The sequence below is a fragment of the Streptomyces sp. NPDC006997 genome (assembly GCF_040635175.1).
Taxonomy (GTDB): Bacteria; Actinomycetota; Actinomycetes; order Streptomycetales; family Streptomycetaceae; genus Streptomyces.
Genome location: NZ_JBEYHH010000014.1, coordinates 148,575 through 164,840 on the forward strand (window position 1 = coordinate 148,575; position 16,266 = coordinate 164,840).

Below are 16,266 nucleotides of genomic sequence, written 5' to 3' on the forward strand. Positions count from 1 at the left end.
GCTACGGCACCACGCTCAGCGACAGCGCGAACCGGTCCTCGGCATCCGTCCACCAGTGCGTCAGCTCAAGGCCGGCCACGGCGAGTTCCGCCCGTACGCCGTCCTCGCGGAACTTCGCCGACACCTCGGTGCGCAGTTCCTCGCCCGCCGCGAAGTCCACGGCGAGGTCCAGCGTGGGGATCTTCACGGTCTGCGCGGTACGGGCCCGCAGCCGCATCTCGATCCACTCGCACCCGGCGTCCCACAGGGCCACATGGGTGAACGCGTCCGGATCGAAGTCGGCGCCCAGCTCACGGTTGACGACCGCCAGCACGTTCTTGTTGAACGCGGCCGTCACCCCGGCCGCGTCGTCGTACGCCCGCACCAGGACCTCTTCGTCCTTGACCAGGTCGGTGCCGAGCAGCAGGGCGTCGCCCGGGGAGAGCAGCGCCCGCACCGCGCCGAGGAACTCGGCACGCTCGGCGGGCAGCAGGTTGCCGATGGTGCCGCCGAGGAACGCCACCAGCCGGGGCCCCGGTGTCTCCGGCAGCTCGATCCGGGCGGTGAAGTCGGCGATCAGGGCGTGCACCCGCAGCCCCGGCCGCTCGGCCACCAGCGCCTGCCCGGCCTGGGTGAGGGCGCTCTCGCTGACGTCGACGGGCACGTAGGTGTCCAGGCCCGGCAGCGCGTCGAGCAGGTGCCGGGTCTTGTCCGAGGAGCCGGAGCCCAGCTCCACCAGGGTGCGCGGGCGGGCCGCCGCGGCGATCTCGGCGGCCCGGTTGAGCAGGATCTCCCGCTCCGCGCGGGTCGGGTAGTACTCGGGCAGTTCGGTGATCCGCTCGAACAGCTCGCTGCCCCGGGCGTCGTAGAACCACTTCGGCGGCAGCGTCTTCGGATCGCGGGTCAGGCCCAGCAGGACGTCGGCGCGCAGCGCGGCGTCGGTGGCGTCCTCGGGCAGGGTCCGGGTGAGAAGGAACGGACTCACGAGCGGGGCTCCTTCGGCGGTGCGGGGAGCGAGGCGTCGCTCGGCTCCTTGAGCGGGGTGAGCCGCACCTCGGTGCGGCCGGCGGTGAGCAGGGTGCGGTCGGGGACCTCGCGCCACTGGGGGGCGTCGTCGGCGGGCTCGGAGGCGACGACGGTGCCGCCGCCGGGCAGCGAGCGGTACCAGAGCGTGTCGCCCCAGGCGGTCGCGGCGATCGAGGTGCCGTCGGTCAGCAGCAGGTTGAGCCGGGACTCCGGGGCGGCGGAGGCGACCTCCGCCACCGCGGCGGACAGCGCCAGACCCGGGTCGTCCCCGGCCCGCAGCCGGGCCAGGACCAGCGCCCAGACCAGTGCGGAATCGTTTCTGGCCTCCAGGCTCAGCAGGTCCTCGGGCGGCAGGCTCCGGGACAGCGCGGCCAGCGAGCCGGGCCAGCCCCGGACGGCGCCGTTGTGGCTGAACAACCAGCGCCCCGAGGCGAACGGCGCCGCCGCGGCCTCGGCGTCCGCGCCCGCCAGGGTGGCGTCCCGTACGGCGGCCAGCAGTGCCGCCGAGCGCACCACCCGGGCCAGGTCCGCGAACGACAGGTCGGCCCAGATCGGCCCGGCCCGGCGGTAGCGCGCCGGAACCGGGTCGCCCCCGGCGTACCAGCCGACGCCGAACCCGTCGGCGTTGACCGTCCCGTGGCGCTGCCGACGCGGCGCCCACGACTGCCGGTACAGCCCGTGCGGTGGCTCGACCAGGAGTCTGCCGAGCGGCACCTCCGGCCCCACGTAGGCGATATGACGGCACATCAGGCCGCCACCGGCGCCGAGCGGGCGGTGCGGAAGCCGGAGAAGATCTGCCGCCGGACCGGGTAGTCCCAGTTGCGGAACGTGCCCCGGCAGGCCACCGGGTCCACCGCGAACGAACCGCCGCGCAGCACCTTGTGGTCGGGCCCGAAGAACACCTCCGAGTACTCCTTGTACGGGAACGCCGTGAAGCCCGGGTACGGCGTGAAGTCGCTCGCCGTCCACTCCCACACGTCGCCTATCAACTGCCGTACCCCCAGCGGTGACTCCCCGGCCGGGTAGCTGCCCGCCGGGGCCGGGCGCAGGTGCCGCTGGCCGAGGTTGGCGTGCTCGGGCGCCGGGTCGGCGTCGCCCCACGGGTAGCGGGTGGAGCCGCCGGTCGCCGGGTCGAAGCGGGCCGCCTTCTCCCACTCCGCCTCGGTGGGCAGCCGCCGCCCGGCCCAGCGGGCGTAGGCGTCGGCCTCGTACCAGCACACGTGCAGCACCGGCTCGTCGGCCGGCACCACCTCGGTGACGCCGAAGCGGCGGCGCAGCCACTGCCCGCCGTCCCGGCGCCAGTACAGCGGCGCCCTGATGGCGTGGCGGCGGATGTGGTCCCAGCCCTCCGCCGTCCACCAGCGCGGCTCCTCGTAGCCGCCGTCCTCGACGAACGCCTGGTAGGCGCCGTTCGTCACCGGCGTGGTGTCGATCCAGTACGGCGCCACCTCGCGCCGGTGCGCGGGCCGTTCGTTGTCCAGCGCCCAGGGTTCGGTGGAGGTGCCCATGGTGAACGGGCCGCCGGGGACGAGCACCTCGGCCGGTCCGGTGAACAGCGGCACCGGCTCCGGGTCCGGGGCGGTGAGCGCCCGCGGGCCCGTGCGGAGCTGGTGGGTGATCAGCATCGTCTCGTCGTGCTGCTGCTCGTGCTGGGCGATCATGCCGAAGGCGAAGCCCGCCTCCGTCAGCCGCGTGCCCTGGAACGCGGTCGACGCCAGCACGTCCAGCGCCCGCCCGCGGACCTCGGCGGCGTACCTGCGCGCCTCCTCGGGCGACAGCAGCGGCAGGCTGGGGCGTTCGGCGCGCGGGTGCTCGAAGGCGTCGTACAGGCTGTCGATCTCGGGCCGGATCGCGTCCTGCCCGGCGACCGCCCGCAGCAGCCACAGCTCCTCCTGGTTGCCGATGTGGGCCAGGTCCCACACCAGCGGCGACATCAGCGGCGAGTGCTGGGCGGTGAGGTCCGGCCCCTCGACGCAGGACGTCAGCAGGGTGGTCCGGTCCCGGGCGGTGAGCAGCGAGGCCAGCGCACGCTCCCGGAACGCTTCGGTGTCGACGGCGGTTTCGGTGACGTGCTCGGTCATGTGCTCAGGTCCTTCCCGTCCAGCTCGTCCAGCAGGTCGTCGGCGGGGCAGCGGCCCGGCACGACGTAGCGGTCCCGGTACCCGGTGACGGCGCCGACCACGTCGGCGGTGGCGCCGAGCCGGGGCAGGCCCGCGAGGGCCGCCTCGAAGCAGGCCACGGCCGCCTCGTGCAGCTCCGGGTCGGCGAGCCCGTGCCGGGCGGCGTCGACCCACAGCGGGTTGTGCGGCGCGGGCAGCCCGAGCGCCCGCTCGGCCAGCGGCTTCACGGTCCGGTAGGCGGTCTCGGCGGCCTGCGCGTCGTCGAACAGCGCGGCCGTCACCGCGAGCGGCACGATCCACCCGTCCTCGCCGGGCTGCGCGTCGATCATCCGCAGCTCCAGGTGGCCCCGGGGCCTGACCGGCGGGAACAGCGTCGTCAGGTGGTAGTCGACGTCGTCACGGGTGGGCGGCCGGGGACCGCCCGACCGGGTCCACTCCCGTAGGGTCAGCCCCTCGGGCACCTCCCACGGCCCGCCGTCCCGCCGTACGCACATCACCGGGGCGTCCAGCACGTGCCGGGCCCAGGCGCCGCGCGGGTCGGCGTCCAGCGGAGGCGCGCCCGCCCGGTCCGCGCCGATCTCCGTCCAGGTCAGCTGCCGGGTGGAGCGCCAGCCGGTCGGTTGCCGTCCGGCGAGCGGGGAGTTGGCGAACGCGGCCACCAGGACCGCGCCCAGCTGGTGGGCCAGCCACCAGCGGCGGACGTGCCCGAGCGGGCCCGGCTCCTCGGTGCCCGCGTCCAGACAGACCTGGACGGAGGCGGAGGTGCACATCATGGCGCGCCCGGCGGGGCCGGCGCGGTCGAGACAGGCTTCCATGGCGTCGTAGCGCGGCTGGCGCAGGAAGCGCCGGGGCGGGTGCCAGGGGTCCTGGCCGATGCCGAGGAGGCCGAGGCCGTGCTCGCGCAGTGCCGCGCGGACGGCGTCGAGGTCGGCGGAGACGGTGCCCACGCACTCCATGAGGGAGGCGGCGGGCGGCGAGCTGAGTTCCAGCTGGCCACCGGGTTCGACGGTGAGCGCCGAGTTCAGGGGCACGGTCCGCAGGGCGGCGTAGGCCGCTTCGAGACGTTCGGTCGAGACGGGGAGCCGCGGGGCGCGCAGCTCCTGGACGAGCCATTCCACTTCGACGCCCAGGGAGCGCGGCGGTCCGGTCTTGAAGCAGATGCCCCTCACGAGGGCTTCCACCTCGGCGTCCGTGACGGCGGTGCGGGTATCGGTGCCCCCACTCCGGTGGGGAGTGGTTCTTGCTTGGGACATGTCGGGATCCTCCTGAGATTCCACCATGTCGCCGGACCCGGCCCGTGAGGGCCCGACCCGGCACACCCGTCCCACCCAAGACCGTCGCGCCGTTCCGCACAAGGGTGCAAGGCGGGCTTTTTCCGGACCCGGCCGCCGGATCCCGTGGGAGTTCCGGCGGCCGGGAAACTCTGTTGCACCGCACGACCAGCATCGCTCACGATGCGTTCACGGGCACGGCGGGGGAGACGACGGGGAGATGACCGAGTGATGACGTCCGCGGGGCGCGCGCCCATGGCGCACACGGGGGTGGCGCCATGAGCGCGCGCCTGCGCGGCATCGCCCGCGAGACGGAGGAGATCGTCGCCGCGGGCGGCTACCGCGCCTCGGACGGGCGGTGGGTCTCCCTCGCCGCGGCCGTCGACGCGGCCCGGGACGGTACGCGGATGCACGGCCCGGAGCCGGTGCCGGTCGAGGTGGTGCCGTCCGTGCCGACCTCGTTCGAGGTCACCGGCGAGAGCAGTCTGGAGGCCGCCCGCAGGATGCTGTGGGCGGACCCCGACCCGGTCGCCGTCCTCGACTTCGCCTCGGCCCGGAACCCCGGCGGCGGCTACCTCAACGGCGCGCAGGCGCAGGAGGAGGCCCTGTGCCGGGCCTCCGCGCTCTACACCTGCCAGCTGCGGGCGCCGGAGTTCTACGACCACCACCGCGCCCACCGCGACCCGTTCTACACCGACCGGGTCATCCACTCACCCGCCGTGCCGGTCTTCCGCGACGACCGCGGCCGTCTCCTCGACGAGCCGTTCCACGCCGGGTTCCTCACCGCCGCCGCGCCGAACGCGGGCGTGGTGCTGAGCCGTACCCCGCAGCGGGCGGCCGAGCTGCCGACGGCCCTCGCCCGCCGCGCCGAGCGGGTGCTGGAGACGGCCGCGCACCACGGCTACCGGCGGCTCGTCCTCGGCGCCTGGGGCTGCGGCGTCTTCCGCAACGACCCGGCGCGGGTCGCGGGCGCGTTCCGGGCGCTGCTCGGGCCCGGTGGGCGGTTCGCCGGGACCTTCGCGCAGGTGGTGTTCGGCGTCCTTGACCGCACCCCGGGTCACACGGTGCGGGCCGCGTTCGAGCAGGCGTTCCCGGAGCGTCAGCTCCAGCCGTAGGGTCCGTCGCCGCTGTCGTACGGCGTGGGCGGGGTGTCAGTCCCAGCCGTAGCGCTCCCGCAGCCGGTGGCGTACGGAGTTGAACCGCATCCGGTCCAGCGCGCAGGCCTCCCGCCGCATCCCCCGCTCGTGCAGCCGCAGGACGCGGTCCACTCCGACCCAGGAGTCCCGGCCCGACCGGTCCCACGGTCCGCTGCCGATCGGCAACCAGTCCCGCTCCCCGTCGTGCCGCCTGCTGGACAGCTGTACGGCGAGCAGCGTGCCGGCCGCCTCCCGGGCCACCACCAGCACGGGACGGTCCTTGCCCCGTCCGTCGTTCTCCTCATACGGCACCCACGTCCAGACGATCTCGCCGGGGTCGGGGTCCCCGTCGTAGGCGGGCGCGTACTCGGTGCGCACCCGGCCCACCTCGCGGCAGTCGGCCTCGGTGGTCGCGGTGGGGCCGTGGCGGCCCGGGGCGTTCTCATCGGTCGGAGCGGTCACGGTGATCACCGTAGCCGGTGGACCGTGAGGCGGACCAGGGGCCGCCGTGGGCGGAGCGGCAGCCGGGGGCGCGGCCCGTCTCAGCGGTAGCGCAGCAGCAGCATCGCCGCGTCGTCCTGGAGCGGGCCCCCGACGTGCTGGAGCAGGTCCCGCCGTAAGGCGTCCAGGGCGGACTCCGGGTCGTGCTCCTTGAGCAGGTGGGCCCGGTCGGCCAGCGGGTAGAAGCGCCCCTCGCCGTCCCGGGCCTCCGTGATGCCGTCGGTGTAGAGCAGCAGTTGGTCCCCGGGGCGGAAGTCGGCCCGGTACGGCCGCGGTTCGGACGTGCCGTGCGCGCCCAGCCCCAGCGGCAGCGCGTAGACGTCGGGTTCCGGCAGCGCGGAGGAGCCGTCGGCGCGGATCACCAGCGGCGCCGGATGGCCGTAGTTGAGGAAGGTGACCTCGTGGTCGGTCACCTCGGCGAGGATCGCGGTGACGAACTTCTCGCCCTCCAGCTGCCGGTCCACGGACCGCGAGAGCCGGTGCCCCACCCGCGTCAGGTCGGCCTCGTCCAGGGCGGCCTCGCGGAAGGCGCCGAGGACCACGGCCGCGGTCTCCACCGCCTCCAGGCCCTTGCCCTGCACGTCACCCACGACCACCCGCACCCCCTGCGGCGCCGCGACCACCTCGTACAGGTCGCCGCCGATCCGGGCCTCGGCCACGGCGGAGGTGTACGACACCGCGGCCCGCAGCTGCCCCGCGAGCCGCGGCACCGGCTTGAGCAGCACCCGCTGCGCGGCCTCGGCGATCGACCGCACGCTGGCCAGTTCCGCCTCCCGCCGCTGCCGCATCGCCACCGCGACCAGGCCCGCCGCGGTCACCCCGAGCACCGACAGCACGCTCACATAGCCGCGGGCCCCGTCCAGCAGACCGTCGTACAGACCGAGGCCGACGGTGAGCAGCATCGACACCAGCCCGACCGCGGCGGTCCGCCGCCAGCCGCCGACCAGCGGGGCGAAGGCGGGCCCCAGCGACAGCAGCGGCAGCAGCCCCACCGAGGGCCCGATGGCGATGTCCACCAGTGACACCAGGGTCATCATGGTGAACGGCAAGGCGGACAGCACGGCGATCCGGCTGTTCCCTTCCCACACGTCCCCTCCAGCGCCGGTGGCTGTTCCGCGCTCCCCGCGACGCGGGGGGTGGCCACCGACGCCCCGACCCGTCGCACGCTCCCGACGGAGCTGGGTCCATCGTCGCAGACGGCGCCGCCCGGCGAACCGGTCAGGCGGTGTCATCCGCGCCGGGCGGCCCGCCGCTGGTACCCCACCAGGCCGAGGAGCCGGCGAGGAAGCTCGCGACCAGCCCGGAGACGCCGTGGTTCAGCGCGTTGACGGTGGCGTCGGCGGGCATCCCCGCGACGGCGTAGTCGGCCAGGGCGCTGGTGACGGCGCCGGCGGACCCGGCGATCGCGCCCCCCATGAGGGCCGGCCGGAGGTCACGGGCCGCTGCCGTACCGCGCGGTGCGGTCATGGGTGGTTCCCTTCCCGGGCGTACCCGCCAGGCGCGGGGACGTGACCGCCACCCTGCGGCCCGCGCGGCCCGGTGGGAACGCCCCGTCCGGGCCGATCTCCGGGTACGGCCATCGACGGTGTGGATGCCCGTCCGCCCGTGCGCAGGGCACGCCCCCGGGCCGGGGCCCCGGCTCAGGCCCGTTCCGGGCGCCGGAAGGCCCACTCCATCCTCGGCTCCACCACGCCCCGGAAGACCGCGCGCACCGGCGGCGAGCACAGCAGCGTCACACCCGCCGCGGCGACCAGGGTGACGGTGAGCGCCCCCAGCGGCCGGTGGAACCAGGCGTGGTCGGCCCAGTTCCAGTGGCTGGCCGCCTGGATGAAGAAGCCGTGCAGCAGATAGCCGTACAGGGTGCCCGCGCCCAGCGCGGTGAACCACATCCGGCGGCGCGGCACGAGCGCCAGGAAGCAGGCGGCGAGGACCGTCGAGCAGCCGAAGACGGCCAGCGTCATCACGGGCCCGTACCAGGACGGTACGCCGAACTCCTCGGCGGCCGAGCGGTGGAAGAACCAGGCGTAGTCCATCCGCGGCACCGCCCAGTACGCGGTGAGGGCCGCGCAGCAGAACACCGGCACCGCCAGCATCCGCACGGCCCGGCGGCGCAGCAGCTGGAAGTGCTCCGGCTTCAGCAGCAGCCCCAGCACGAAGTACGGCAGGAACTGGAGCGCCCGCTGGAGGTCGAGGTCCTTGCCGATGCCCGGTGACAGGGTGGCCAGCATGGCGACCCCCACGGCGACCGGCAGCGGCCAGCGGACGAGCTTCCAGAGCGGGGTGGTCAGCCGCCAGATGAACAGCGCCGCCAGGAACCAGGTCAGGTAGTGCGGGTCCAGCAGCGTGATCGGACGGTCCGGCACGCCGTCGGTCCACCGGGTGAAGAGGGTGTACGCCACCTCGAAGACGACGTACGGCACGACGATCCCGGTCAGCAGCCGCCTCAGCCGTCCCGGCGCCCCGTCGAAGCTACGCGAGAAGTAGCCGGAGACGATGATGAACGCGGGCATGTGGAAGGCGTACACGAGCATGTAGAGCGCGGTGACGGTGCGGCTCCCGGCGCGCAGCGGCTCCCAGGCGTGCCCCACCGCGACCAGGACGATCGCCAGGTACTTGGCGTTGTCGAAGAACGCGTCCCGCCCCTTGCCCGGCTGCCGGTCCGCCCGGTCGGTGGGTCTGCCGGAGGCCGCCGGTGGCGGCGGCGCCTGCGCGGGGTCGCGTGGCAGAGTCTCGCTCACGATTCCTTCGTGCGGGAACCCAGACAGGACGGAACACCTCTTACTGGAGCTGCGGGAGTGGCCGGTGGGCGAACACCGGGTCACCCTAGCCACGGCGTTCCCGCGCGTAAACCTGGCAGGCCGTGGTGGGGGCGCGGGGCCTCAGGGGCGGCCGGTGAGCTGTCGGTGTACGGCGAGTACCGACTCCTCGGGGCCCAGGTGCCCGTTGACGCGGACTTCCAGGTAACGGGTGTCCCTGGCCCGGTGCCGGGCGCGTACGGCGGCCATGGCCCGGGGCGCGCAGGGGACCACGGCCACCACGCCGTTGCGGGCCAGCACCTCCGCGACGATTCCGACCCGGTGGGCGTCGGTGCACAGCGCGTCGAACCGGTCGAGCACCTCCACCCGCCGCCCCTCCCCGAGCAGCCGCTCCGCCAGCGCGTACGCGGCGGCCAGCCGGTCGGCCACGGGACCGCCCGTCACCCACACCGTGGCGCCGGGGCAGGTGCAGCGGCAGCGCACCCCCCGGCGGTCGCCTCGCGCGGTCAACTCGGATATCCCCAGGCGCGGGTGATCTCGCGCAGCGGCGCCGGGACGTCCTCGGGCGCGGGGAGCGGGCGGGCCCGCTGGATCCTCCCCGACTTGATGTTCTCGCTCCAGTCGCCGATGAACGGCACGAACGGACCGTGGTCGACCTTGCGGTAGTCCAGCATCCTCGGCGTCCACTCCACGCCGAGGAAGGCGCAGATCTCGCGCGTCACGTCCTCGGGCCGCTCGGTGAGCGTCTCGTAGCGGACGGTGAGGCCGGGCAGCGCGGCGCGGGCCGCCTCGACGGCCTCGACATAGCCGAGGACCTCCTTCACCGTCGCCCCCAGCTTCCGGTCCGGGCGGTTGTTGATCAGCGAACTCACCATGGACGCCGGGTGCCGCAGCAGGAAGACGTACCGCGCCTTCGGCCACGCCTCGTGCAGTCGCTCCCACACCCCGGCGTTGCCGGGCGTCTTGTCCACGATGATCTGCTTGCCGCTGCGCACCAGCTCCCGGTGCAGCACGCGGTCCCACAGGAGGTACTCCAACTCCCGCTGGTCAAGTCCGAGTTCGGACATCGCCTTCTTGGAGTACGGCTTGCCGAGGTCCACCGTCAGGGTGCGCAGGTGCATCTCGTGCGGGGCGCGGATCAGGGGGTGGCTGTTGAGCAGGACCCGCAGCAGCGTGGAGCCGGAGCGGACGGAGGAGATGATGAACACCGGCTCGGGCACCAGCCGGTGGGCGGACTGGGGCACCGGGGGCTCCGCCAGTCTGCGTAGGCGTCGTCTGACCCCGCGGGCCACCCGACGGAGTTCCGTGCCGGTCCGGGTCATCGCTGCCGCCTCCCTGCGTCACCGTGTACGACGTCGATCCCCCCGTCCCCCTCGTGCGTCCCCCTCGTGCGTCCCCCTCGTGCCCCCTGGGTCCACCCGACGATACTGCCTCCCCCGGGATTGTCAGTCGTCGGTGTCGGTGCCCTCGGGAGGTGACTCGGCGGTGGTGGGGCGGTCGGTGGGGGCGTCCTCCGACTGCTGGACCATCGAACCGCCCGGCGTCTCGTACCCCTCCCGACCGCTTCCCGGGCCGCCGGAGGCCACGAGCAGGAACAGCACCACCGCGGCGGCGGCGCCGAGCGCGCGGCAGACCAGCCGACGGCGGCCCGGGCCGTCCAGGTCGCGCCAGGCCGGGGTCTCCCGGGCGTCGTCGGGCTGCCACAGCTCACCGACGGCGTCCGCCGGCCCCGGCGCCGCCACCCGTGCCCCCGCGGCCCGTTCCCGCGCCGACGGCTCCCGCGGCACCCCGGTGGCGGGGGACCGACGGCAGTCCTCGGCGAAGCGGCGCCACACCTCGTCCGGGGCGCCGCCGCTGTCGTCACCGCGCTCGCGACTGGCCACTGCTCCAGCTCCTCATCGGCAGAACGGTTGCACAGCCTAAAGGAAGGGCGGGGAAAGCGGGGTCCGCCGACGGGGACGGACCCGCTCCGGTGCCGTGCGTCAGGTGGGGAAGGCCAGCGACCAGCGCGGGGCGCTGCCCGTCAGACGGCAGGCCAGGAAGTACAGCGGGAGCGGCGGGGTGTACGGGGAGCCCGCGTCGGGGCTGTGGATCAGGTGCGGCACGGGCCGCGGGCGGGTGGGTGTCCAGGACGGGTCGGACAGCCGGGCGCCGACGGCGTAGCGGACGGTCGGGGGCCAGTCGACGCCGATGTGGGATCCGGCCGGCACGATCCACCACCAGCGCTGGTCGTCGGCGAAGACACAGCCGACGCGGGGCAGGCAGGCCAGGATGCGCTCGCCGTGCTCGCGCGGGGTGCCCACGGCGTCGTAGCCGAGGCTGGTGGGGAGTTGGGCGGGGATGGGCAGGGCGCGGGTGGCGCGGCGGCGCGCGGGGCGGGGGCAGGACAGGTCAGGGGTGTGCGATCGGTCCATGGGCGTCGAGTCCTTCGGCCGAGTGGGGGGTGGGCCGGGCGGTCGCGGGGCCGCCGCTGGCGGGCGGTGCGGGGGACCGGGGCGCGGGTCCGGGCAGTTCGGCCCAGACCGTACGGCCCTGGCGGTGCCCGGGACCGGTGACGCCCCAGGCGCTGCTGAGCGCCTCGACCAGGAACAGGCCGCGTCCGCTCTGGTCGCCGGGGCCGGACCGGCGGGGGCGGGGGTCGGCGCCACCGCGGTTCTGGTCCGCCACCTCCACGCGGAGCGCGCCGGTGGCGGTGAGGTGTGCCCGGAACACGATCCGGTCGCTCGCCGAGTGGGTGACGGCGTTGCCGACGAGTTCGGAGACGACGAGGAGGGCGTTGTCGTGGGCCTCCTCGTCGATGTGCCACGCGGTCAGCAGGGCGCGCAGCCGTCCGCGGGCCCGACCCGCCGACTCCGGGATCCCCGGCAGGACGAAGGTCTGTGTCCGGTGGGGCGGTCGAGGCCCGGAGGCGAGCCGGTCGGGGCCCTGGGGCCCGGGGAGTCGACCGTGGCGCTCGCCTCCGGGTGGCCGGTCGGGGAGATCCGGCAGGGGAGAGGGGCTGGGTAACCGGTCCCTGTCGCCGGGCAGTCGGGCCGGCGGCCGGGAGGGGGAGGGCGGAGCCATCGCGGTATGCCTTTCGTGTGCTCGCGCACAGCCCCTCCCCTCTACCAGGCTGCGGTGTCTGCCGTGCGGCGACCGAGTCGGTGTGCCTACTGTGGCACCTGCCAACATCACGTCGCAACTGGCGAGTTGAAATGTGCAGAGAGTCAAGTGCATCCTTCAACCACTCATGATGTGCCGGAACGGAACCGCCGGAGACAACCTGGCGGAGGTCGGGCAAAAAGGGGTAGCGCGTGACCGCGGAGACCGACTGGGGCGGCGCCCCTTCCGTCCTGCGCATGATCCTCGGCAGACAGCTGGAGGAACTGCGCACCCGGGCCGGACTGACGTACGAGCAGGCGGGTGCGGCGATCGGGGTCAGCCACTCCACGATCCGCCGGATGGAGTCCGCCAAGGTCGCCCGGCTGCGTCTCGCGGACGTCGAGAAGCTGATCCAGACGTACGGGGTGCGCGACCAGCAGGAGATCGACACCTTCCTCAAGTCCGTCCGGGAGGCCAACAAGCGCGGCTGGTGGCACACCTACCGCGACGTGATGCCGGACTGGTTCGCCGCCTACCTCAGCCTGGAGCAGGCCGCGATGCAGATCCGCGCGTACGAGAACCAGTTCGTGCACGGCCTGTTGCAGACCGAGAGCTACGCCCGCGCCCTGCTCGGCGCGGGCAACCCGCACGCCCCGGCGGAGGCCACCGAACGGCGGGTGGCGCTGCGGATGCGCCGCCAGGAACTGCTGGCCCGCGAGTCACCGCCCCGGCTCTGGGTGGTGATGGACGAGACGGTACTCAGATGGCCGGTCGGCGGCGCCCAGGTGATGCGCGCCCAGATCGACCACCTCGTCGAGGTCAACTCCCGGCCGCACGTGACGTTGCAGATCATGCCGTTCGCCAACGGACCGCACCCCGCCATGCGCGCGGGGGCGTACCACCTGTTCCGGTTCCGGGCACCCGAACTGCCCGACATCGTCTACCTCAGCGGCCTGGTGGGGGCGGTCTACCTGGACAAGGGCGACGACGTCGTGGTCTACCGCGAGGCCCTGGACCGGCTGGGCGCCCAGGCGACGCCCGCCCGGAAGACCGAGGCACTCCTCGGCGCGATCCGCAAGGAGCTGTGACCCGTGCACCACCCCGTACGCAGCGGAACGCCGTCCCGGGAACGCGGCGCGCTCGGCTGGACCAGGCCGTGGAGCGACGACGCCGGAGGCGCCTGCGGGGAAGTGAAGAAGCTCGCCGACGGCCGGGTGGCGGTCCGCCGGTCGACCGACCCGGAGGGCCCCGCGCTGGTCTTCACCCCGTACGAGATGACCAGGTTCCTGACGGGGGTGAAGGCGGGCGACGCCGACTTCCTGCTCTGATGTGTGTGTCACACCGACCGTGCGTGCACCAGTGAGACCGACCGAAGGGGAGGGGCGGCGTTGCCCGACAACGGATGGCCTGCCGACCGCATCGACACCCAGAGCGCCCACTCGGCGCGCATCTACGACTACATCCTCGGCGGCAAGGACTACTACCCCGCCGACCAGGAGGCGGGCGACGCCATGGCGCGTGAGTGGCCCGCCCTGCCGATCCACATGCGCGCCAACCGGGACTTCATGAACCGCGCGGTGCGCTGGCTGGCCGAGGAGGCGGGGATACGGCAGTTCCTCGACATCGGCACCGGCATCCCCACCTCGCCCAACCTGCACGAGATCGCCCAGCGGGTGGCCCCCGGGTCCCGGGTGGTGTACGTCGACAACGACCCCATCGTCCTCACCCTCTCCCAGGGGCTGCTGGCCAGCGCGCCCGAGGGCAGGACGGCGTACATCGAGGCCGACTTCCGGGACCCGGACGCCATCCTCGGCTCGCCGGAGTTCCGCGAGACCCTCGACCTCGGCCAGCCGGTCGGCCTGACGGTGATCGCGATCGTCCACTTCATGCTGGACGAGGACGACGCGGTGGGCATCGTCCGCCGCCTCCTCGAACCGCTGCCGTCCGGCAGCTACCTGGCGATGTCCATCGGCACCGCCGAGTTCGCGCCGGAGGAGGTCGGACGGGTCGCCCGCGAGTACGCCGCCCGCAACATGCCGATGCGGCTGCGTACGCACCCGGAGGCCGCGGAGTTCTTCGAGGGCCTCGAACTCGTCGGCCCCGGCATCGTCCAGGTCCACAAGTGGCACCCGGACGGCACCGGCGAGCAGGGCATCCGGGACGAGGACATCGCCATGTACGGCGCGGTCGCCCGCAAACCCTGAAACCGGTGACGGCGCCTCAGCCGCCGCGCTAGGGCAGCGGCTTGGCCCAGTCGGGGTCGGCCCAGCGGCCCGTGTCCTCCGGAGCGGGCAGCGCGTCCCGGCGGTACCCGGCGTCCCGCTCCCGCCGCAGCCGCACGGAGGCGTGGCAGCGCGCGTCCGGCGGCAGCGGCCGGGAGCGGCGGCCCGCGAGAAGCCACAGCGGGCCGTTGTCGTGCACGGGCGCGTGCGCGAACTCCTCGGTCACCGCGCAGGTCTCGGCGTAGGCGCCGGGCCGGAAGTCGAGGTCGTGCAGGACCCCGTCGGTGACCCACTTCAGGGAGACCGTGGACAGCAGCGGCGCGCCCTCCTCATGGGCGAACGTGCCGCCGACGTCGCTGTGCACGCCCGCGAACCACACCTCCTCCACCGTCTCCCGCAAATCCCCCTCCCGCGGTGTGACCAGGTACTCCCGGTACGGGCGGCGGCGCTCGTCGAGGGAGACCGCGTGGCGGATCCGGGCCGCGTTCGGCAGCATCCGGGTGTACGGCCAGCGCAGGTTCCCCAGCCGCAGCACCCCGGCCGCCTTCACGGTGTCCCAGACCCCGAGGTAGGCCACCGGCAGCGCGTAGCGCGACACCTGCCGACGGTTGTTGCGCTTGACCACCGGCCACAGCGGCTCGCCCTCGGTCACCCGGCAGAACGCCCGCGAGAACCGGGCGACCTCCCGCTGGCTCTCGTCGATGTCCTGGTTGAAGGCGTACTTCGACACCGCGTACGGCACCAGGTTCTCCGACCCGGGACGCATCAGCCCCGGCTTGTTGAGCATCCCGACGAGCGCGCGGGCCGTGTAGGCGCCCCGGCTGAAGCCGAAGACGTACACCGCGTCGCCCGGCTCCCAGTTCCGCATCAGGTAGGTGTACGCCTCGGCCAGGTTGGTCTTCAGGCCGGTGCCGAACGCGAGGCCGCCGAGCCGGGAGAGCCTGCGGGTGAGCGGACCGTAGGCGTTGGCGGACGCCATGGTGCCCACGCCGGCGTCGTAGTACAGCAGTTGCCGGGTGGGGTCGTCGGTCTCCAGCATCTCGTAGAGCCGGACCACGTTGGTGGGGTGGTGGGCGCCGACCTGGTTGCCGGTGCCGTCGAGGCAGATGACGATGGTGCGCGGCATGGGCCGCCTCCCGCTGTCGTTCAGGTGCGTGGCGGCGGCACCGCGGCATCGGCCGTGCGCGGGCCGGAGGCGGTACGGCTGCCGGGTGCGATCTGCTCCGCGAACGCCTGGAGCGCCACGGGGCTGTTGGGCGGCAGCACCGCCATCATGCTCAGCTCCTGCGCCTCGGCCACCGTGTCCGCCGCCGCGCTGCCCTCCGGTACGTGCAGCAGTCGCACGTGCCCGTCGCCGGACCCGCGCCGGCCCAGCGGGGCCACCGCGCCGTGGGTGCCGTCGGGCAGGGTCACCCACAGCTGGAAGTCGTCGTAGCGGAAGTAGTCCGCGCCCTTGACGGGCCACGGGTAGTGGTGCTCGCCGGGCACCCGGGGCAGGATGCCCTGGTGGTTGGACCGGCTCAGCGGCACACAGGAGTTGAAGAGGCCGTCGGTCCACGCCTCCACCCCGTCGGCGTCGGTGACCGGGGTGTGCAGCAGGTCCCCGGCCTCCTCGTAGCCGAGCGCCGCGAGCGCGGGCAGGGTGCGCGGGAAGGCCGCCACCAGTTCGGCGGCCTCCCGGCGCAGCCGGTCCACCTTCACCGGGTCGGCGCAGAACTGCATACTCCACTCGATGCCCACCCGCGCCCGGTACATCTGCCAGCCGCCGCTGGCCCTGACCCACAGACTGCCGCCGTGGTGCATCTCCCAGTGCTCGTCGGCGCCGGGCGGCGGGCCGTAGGGGAGGTGCTCCTCGCCGGTCTCGGCGAGGATCTTCTTCGCCACCTTCTTGGCGGCGCGGAAGTGCGCGGACTCGAACCGCTTGGGGTGCTTGACGAGCCGTATCCGCCAGGGATGGTCGCCGCTGCGCACCCCACCCGGCCGCACGTCGGCCGGAGTTCGGGACGCCGGCGTGGAAAAGGTGTCGGCCATGGCAGCCGCCTCCTCCCGCCCCGGGAGCCGCCCCGGGGGACCCCTCTTCCATGGTGGTCCCCCGACCGCCGAACGGCCAGTCAGCGGCGGGGTCGAACCGGCAAGGACCGGGGCCCGCTGGTGTGCCGACCCGTGCCGGGCGA

Annotated in this window: 19 protein-coding genes; 4 read left to right on the forward strand and 15 right to left on the reverse strand. The window is 74.1% G+C overall.

Annotated elements, in window-relative coordinates; all coding sequences use genetic code 11:
- Window position 1: 1 nt before the first annotated feature.
- Genes egtD through egtA form a run of 4 tightly spaced genes read right to left on the reverse strand, consistent with a single transcriptional unit; the run spans window position 2 to window position 4,378 of the window.
- Complete coding sequence (gene egtD, locus ABZ659_RS16335; RefSeq protein WP_360219390.1) at window positions 2–964, reverse strand: L-histidine N(alpha)-methyltransferase; 963 nt, start codon at window positions 962–964, stop codon at window positions 2–4.
- Window positions 961–1,752, reverse strand: coding sequence for an ergothioneine biosynthesis protein EgtC (gene egtC, locus ABZ659_RS16340; protein ID WP_360219393.1), 792 nt, complete (start codon window positions 1,750–1,752; stop codon window positions 961–963). The genes egtD and egtC overlap by 4 nt, the downstream gene beginning before the upstream one ends.
- Window positions 1,752–3,086 carry an ergothioneine biosynthesis protein EgtB gene (egtB, locus tag ABZ659_RS16345; protein WP_360219396.1) on the reverse strand — a complete coding sequence of 445 codons (1,335 nt, stop codon included), beginning with the start codon at window positions 3,084–3,086 and terminating at the stop codon, window positions 1,752–1,754. The genes egtC and egtB overlap by 1 nt, the downstream gene beginning before the upstream one ends.
- Window positions 3,083–4,378, reverse strand: a complete 1,296-nt coding sequence (egtA, locus tag ABZ659_RS16350; RefSeq protein ID WP_360219399.1) for an ergothioneine biosynthesis glutamate--cysteine ligase EgtA — start codon at window positions 4,376–4,378, stop codon at window positions 3,083–3,085. Before egtA ends, egtB begins: the two co-directional genes overlap by 4 nt.
- A 296-nt stretch (window positions 4,379–4,674) precedes the next feature.
- Between egtA and ABZ659_RS16355 the strand changes: the two genes are divergently transcribed.
- Window positions 4,675–5,511, forward strand: a complete 837-nt coding sequence (locus ABZ659_RS16355) for a TIGR02452 family protein (protein WP_360219402.1) — start codon at window positions 4,675–4,677, stop codon at window positions 5,509–5,511.
- Window positions 5,512–5,547: 36 nt separating this feature from the next.
- On the opposite strand, the gene ABZ659_RS16360 is transcribed toward ABZ659_RS16355, so the two are convergent.
- From ABZ659_RS16360 to ABZ659_RS16400, 9 genes are all read right to left on the reverse strand, one after another.
- Complete coding sequence (locus ABZ659_RS16360) at window positions 5,548–5,994, reverse strand: type II toxin-antitoxin system PemK/MazF family toxin (protein ID WP_360219405.1); 447 nt, start codon at window positions 5,992–5,994, stop codon at window positions 5,548–5,550.
- Between the two features lie 80 nt (window positions 5,995–6,074).
- Window positions 6,075–7,070, reverse strand: coding sequence for a PP2C family protein-serine/threonine phosphatase (locus tag ABZ659_RS16365; RefSeq protein WP_360219562.1), 996 nt, complete (start codon window positions 7,068–7,070; stop codon window positions 6,075–6,077).
- Between the two features lie 181 nt (window positions 7,071–7,251).
- On the reverse strand, window positions 7,252–7,500 hold the full coding sequence (locus ABZ659_RS16370) for a hypothetical protein (RefSeq protein ID WP_360219408.1): 249 nt from the start codon (window positions 7,498–7,500) through the stop codon (window positions 7,252–7,254).
- 173 nt (window positions 7,501–7,673) lie between these two features.
- Window positions 7,674–8,771 carry an acyltransferase family protein gene (locus ABZ659_RS16375; RefSeq protein ID WP_360219410.1) on the reverse strand — a complete coding sequence of 366 codons (1,098 nt, stop codon included), beginning with the start codon at window positions 8,769–8,771 and terminating at the stop codon, window positions 7,674–7,676.
- Between the two features lie 141 nt (window positions 8,772–8,912).
- A complete protein-coding gene (locus ABZ659_RS16380) occupies window positions 8,913–9,299 on the reverse strand; it encodes a hypothetical protein (RefSeq protein ID WP_360219413.1) in 387 nt (128 codons plus the stop codon).
- Complete coding sequence (locus ABZ659_RS16385; RefSeq protein WP_360219416.1) at window positions 9,296–10,033, reverse strand: sulfotransferase; 738 nt, start codon at window positions 10,031–10,033, stop codon at window positions 9,296–9,298. The genes ABZ659_RS16380 and ABZ659_RS16385 overlap by 4 nt, the downstream gene beginning before the upstream one ends.
- A gap of 201 nt (window positions 10,034–10,234) precedes the next feature.
- On the reverse strand, window positions 10,235–10,672 hold the full coding sequence (locus tag ABZ659_RS16390) for a hypothetical protein (protein WP_360219419.1): 438 nt from the start codon (window positions 10,670–10,672) through the stop codon (window positions 10,235–10,237).
- 99 nt (window positions 10,673–10,771) lie between these two features.
- On the reverse strand, window positions 10,772–11,203 hold the full coding sequence (locus tag ABZ659_RS16395) for a hypothetical protein (RefSeq protein ID WP_360219422.1): 432 nt from the start codon (window positions 11,201–11,203) through the stop codon (window positions 10,772–10,774).
- A complete protein-coding gene (locus ABZ659_RS16400; RefSeq protein ID WP_360219425.1) occupies window positions 11,181–11,852 on the reverse strand; it encodes an ATP-binding protein in 672 nt (223 codons plus the stop codon). Before ABZ659_RS16400 ends, ABZ659_RS16395 begins: the two co-directional genes overlap by 23 nt.
- 230 nt (window positions 11,853–12,082) lie before the next feature.
- Here ABZ659_RS16400 and ABZ659_RS16405 point away from each other — a divergent pair, with 230 nt between their 5' ends.
- From ABZ659_RS16405 to ABZ659_RS16415, 3 genes are read left to right on the forward strand one after another with little or no spacing between them, the layout of a single operon-like run.
- Window positions 12,083–12,958, forward strand: a complete 876-nt coding sequence (locus ABZ659_RS16405; RefSeq protein WP_360219428.1) for a helix-turn-helix transcriptional regulator — start codon at window positions 12,083–12,085, stop codon at window positions 12,956–12,958.
- Window positions 12,959–12,961: 3 nt separating this feature from the next.
- Window positions 12,962–13,198 (forward strand): DUF397 domain-containing protein, encoded by a 237-nt coding sequence (locus ABZ659_RS16410; RefSeq protein WP_360219431.1) that lies wholly within the window; start codon window positions 12,962–12,964, stop codon window positions 13,196–13,198.
- Between the two features lie 60 nt (window positions 13,199–13,258).
- A complete protein-coding gene (locus ABZ659_RS16415; protein WP_360219434.1) occupies window positions 13,259–14,074 on the forward strand; it encodes an SAM-dependent methyltransferase in 816 nt (271 codons plus the stop codon).
- Window positions 14,075–14,102: 28 nt separating this feature from the next.
- Here ABZ659_RS16415 and ABZ659_RS16420 read toward each other — a convergent pair whose 3' ends face one another.
- Window positions 14,103–15,218, reverse strand: a complete 1,116-nt coding sequence (locus tag ABZ659_RS16420; RefSeq protein WP_360219437.1) for a DUF2235 domain-containing protein — start codon at window positions 15,216–15,218, stop codon at window positions 14,103–14,105.
- A 20-nt stretch (window positions 15,219–15,238) separates the two neighbouring features.
- The gene (locus ABZ659_RS16425; RefSeq protein WP_360219440.1) at window positions 15,239–16,123 is read right to left on the reverse strand and encodes a DUF6424 family protein; all 885 of its coding nucleotides are present in this window, start codon (window positions 16,121–16,123) and stop codon (window positions 15,239–15,241) included.
- Window positions 16,124–16,266 lie beyond the last annotated feature (143 nt).